The sequence below is a fragment of the Nocardia farcinica genome (genome assembly GCF_029867845.1).
GTDB lineage: Bacteria > Actinomycetota > Actinomycetes > Mycobacteriales > Mycobacteriaceae > Nocardia > Nocardia farcinica_A.
Window position 1 is genome coordinate 1 of record NZ_JARWRU010000311.1, and the last position, 3,669, is coordinate 3,669.

The 3,669-nt window shown below is 72.4% G+C and carries 2 protein-coding genes; both read left to right on the forward strand.

Annotation, left to right across the window (positions count from 1 at the left end):
• Window positions 1–330 precede the first annotated feature (330 nt).
• Window positions 331–2,010, forward strand: coding sequence for a dihydroxy-acid dehydratase (ilvD, locus tag QH283_RS06675; protein WP_280502140.1), 1,680 nt, complete (start codon window positions 331–333; stop codon window positions 2,008–2,010).
• A gap of 105 nt (window positions 2,011–2,115) precedes the next feature.
• Window positions 2,116–3,585, forward strand: coding sequence for an NADP-dependent phosphogluconate dehydrogenase (gndA, locus tag QH283_RS06680; protein ID WP_280502139.1), 1,470 nt, complete (start codon window positions 2,116–2,118; stop codon window positions 3,583–3,585).
• Window positions 3,586–3,669 lie beyond the last annotated feature (84 nt).

Below are 3,669 nucleotides of genomic sequence, written 5' to 3' on the forward strand. Positions count from 1 at the left end.
CCTCCCGCCACAGCGGCTCCGGGGCGGGAGGTGGCCTGCGCTCGTCCCGGCCGCCGGGGATCGAATGCAGTCTCGGGTGCCCCTCGTGTCGGGGTCCGGCGGCGGGCTGCTCGGACGTGGGCTGCTCGGTCATGGTCCTCAGGCTACGATCGGGCCGCCGCGGCCCGCCCTCGATTCCGCTGTGGGCGGACGACTTCGGCGTGCCCGCCACGCCACGCCGGGGCTCGGGCGCATGATGGGGCGGTGTCCGACAACCGGAGCGAACTCGTCCAGCCCGATCTCACCTCCCGGCCGGAACGCACGCCGCCGGACGGCGCACCCGGGCGCGATCTGAAACCGCGCAGCCGCGATGTCACCGACGGCCTGGAGAAGACCGCAGCGCGCGGCATGCTCCGCGCGGTCGGCATGGGCGACGACGACTGGGAGAAACCGCAGATCGGCGTGGCCTCCTCCTGGAACGAGATCACCCCGTGCAATCTCTCGCTGGACCGGCTGGCGCGCGGCTGCAAGGACGGCGTCTTCGCCGCGGGCGGGTTCCCCATGCAGTTCGGCACCATCTCCGTCTCCGACGGCATCTCCATGGGACACGAGGGCATGCACTTCTCGCTGGTCTCGCGCGAGGTGATCGCCGACAGCGTGGAGACCGTGGTGCAGGCCGAACGGCTGGACGGCACGGTGCTGCTGGCGGGCTGCGACAAATCGCTGCCCGGCATGCTGATGGCCGCCGCCCGGCTGGACCTGTCCTCGGTCTTCCTCTACGCGGGCTCCATCCTGCCCGGCCTGGCCAAGCTCTCCGACGGCAGCGAGCGCGAGGTCACCATCATCGACGCCTTCGAGGCGGTGGGCGCCTGCGCGCGCGGGCTGATGAGCCGCGCCGACGTGGACGCCATCGAGCGCGCCATCTGTCCCGGCGAGGGCGCCTGCGGCGGTATGTACACCGCCAACACCATGGCCTGCGCCGCGGAGGCGCTGGGCATGACGCTGCCCGGCAGCGCCGCGCCGCCCGCCACCGACCGCCGCCGCGACGGCTTCGCCCGGCGCAGCGGTCAGGCCGTGGTCGGCTTGATCGAGCGCGGCATCACCGCTCGCGACATCCTCACCAAGGAGGCCTTCGAGAACGCGATCGCGGTGGTGATGGCCTTCGGCGGCTCCACCAACGCGGTGCTGCACCTGCTGGCCATCGCGCACGAGGCCGATGTCGATCTCGAGCTCGCCGATTTCGCGCGGGTGGGCAGGCGGGTGCCGCACCTGGCCGACGTCAAGCCGTTCGGCGCGCACGTCATGACCGACATCGACCGCATCGGCGGCGTGCCGGTGATGATGAAGGCGCTGCTCGACGCCGGCCTGCTGCACGGCGACTGCCTGACCGTCACCGGCGCCACGGTGGCCGAGAACCTGGCCGAGATCGCCCCGCCCGATCCCGACGGCACCGTGGTCAGGGTGCTGAGCGAGCCGATCCACCCGACCGGCGGCATCACCATCCTGTCCGGCTCGCTCGCCCCGGGCGGCGCGGTGGTCAAGTCGGCGGGGTTCGACTCCGAGGTCTTCACCGGCACCGCCCGGGTCTTCGACCGCGAGCGCGCCGCGATGGACGCGCTGGAGAACGGCGTCATCGGCGCGGGCGATGTGGTGGTCATCCGCTACGAGGGCCCCAAGGGCGGGCCGGGCATGCGCGAGATGCTGGCCATCACCGCCGCCATCAAGGGCGCGGGCCTGGGCAAGGACGTGCTGCTGCTGACCGACGGCCGCTTCTCCGGCGGCACCACCGGCCTGTGTGTCGGGCACGTCGCCCCCGAGGCCGTCGAGGGCGGGCCCATCGCCTTCGTCCGCGACGGCGACCGGATTCGCCTCGACGTGGCCGAGGGCACCCTCGACCTGCTGGTCGGGGAGGACGAGCTGGCCCGGCGCGGGCAGGGCTGGCAGCCGCTGCCCGCCCGCTACACCCGCGGTGTGCTGGGCAAATACGCCAAGCTCGTCGGCTCGGCATCCGAAGGCGCCGTCTGCGATTGAGCCACCGCGCCGCCGGTCGTGCCGGGGCCGAGGCCGCGCACGGACGGGGCGGCCGGTGCAGTAGCTTGAATCGCAGAATCCACCGTCAACGAAGAGAGCTGATTCATGCCGACGACGGAGCCGAACTCCACGGAGCAGACCACGACCGCGCGCGCACAGATCGGTGTCACCGGCCTTGCCGTGATGGGCAGCAACATCGCCCGCAACTTCGCCCGCAACGGGTACACGGTGGCCCTGCACAACCGCTCGGTCGCCAAGACCGACGCGCTGCTGGCCGAGCACGGCGGCGAGGGCGATTTCGTGCGCACCGAGACCATCGAGGAGTTCGTGGCGGCGCTGGAGCGGCCGCGGCGGGTGCTCATCATGGTCAAGGCGGGCGAGGCGACCGACGCGGTGATCGAGGAGCTGGCCGCGGCCATGGAGCCCGGCGACATCATCATCGACGGCGGCAACGCCCTCTACACCGACACCATCCGCCGCGAGGCCGCCCTGCGCGAGCGCGGTCTGAACTTCGTCGGCGCGGGCATCTCCGGCGGCGAGGAGGGTGCGCTCAACGGCCCGGCCATCATGCCGGGCGGTCCCGCCGAGTCCTACGAGTCGCTCGGACCGCTGCTGGAGTCGGTGGCCGCGAAGGTCGACGGCGTGCCGTGCTGCACCCACATCGGCCCGGACGGTTCCGGGCACTTCGTGAAGATGGTGCACAACGGCATCGAGTACGCCGACATGCAGCTCATCGGCGAGGCCTACCACCTGTTCCGCGACGCGCTCGGCTTGGACGCCAAGCAGATCGCCGACGTGTTCACCCAGTGGAACAGCGGCGATCTGGAGAGCTACCTGGTGGAGATCACCGCCGAGGTGCTCAACCAGGTCGACGCGAAGACCGGCCGCCCGCTGGTGGACGTGATCGTCGACGCCGCCGAGCAGAAGGGCACCGGCCGCTGGACGGTCAAGTCCGCGCTCGACCTCGGCGTGCCGGTGACCGGCATCGCCGAGGCCGTCTTCGCCCGTGCGCTGTCGGGCTCGCGCGCCCAGCGCAGGGCCGCTGTCGGGCTGGCCGCGGGCACCCTGGCCGACAGGCCGACCGATGTCGAGCAGTTCACCGAGGACATCCGCCGCGCGCTCTACGCCTCCAAGGTCGTCGCGTACGCGCAGGGCTTCGATCAGATCGCCGCGGGCAGCGCCGAGTACGGCTGGAACCTGAAGCCCGGCGATCTGGCGACCATCTGGCGCGGCGGCTGCATCATCCGCGCCCGCTTCCTCAACCGGATCAAGCAGGCCTACGACAACGATCCGGCGCTGCCGAGCCTGATCCTCGATCCGTACTTCCGGGAGGCCATCGAGACCGGCATCGACAGCTGGCGGCGCGTGGTGTCCACCGCGACCCTGCTCGGCATCCCGGTGCCCGCCTTCGCCTCCTCGCTGTCGTACTACGACGCGCTGCGCTCCGAGCGGCTGCCCGCCGCCCTGACGCAGGCCCAGCGCGATTTCTTCGGCGCGCACACCTACGAGCGCGTCGACGCCGAGGGCAAGTACCACACCCTGTGGAGCGGCGACCGCACCGAGATCCGGGCCTGAGGCCGGGCAGGCACACGGGAGGGGGGGGGGGGGGGGGGGGGGGGGGGGGGGGGGGGGGGGGGGGGGGGGGGGGGCGGCGGCCCC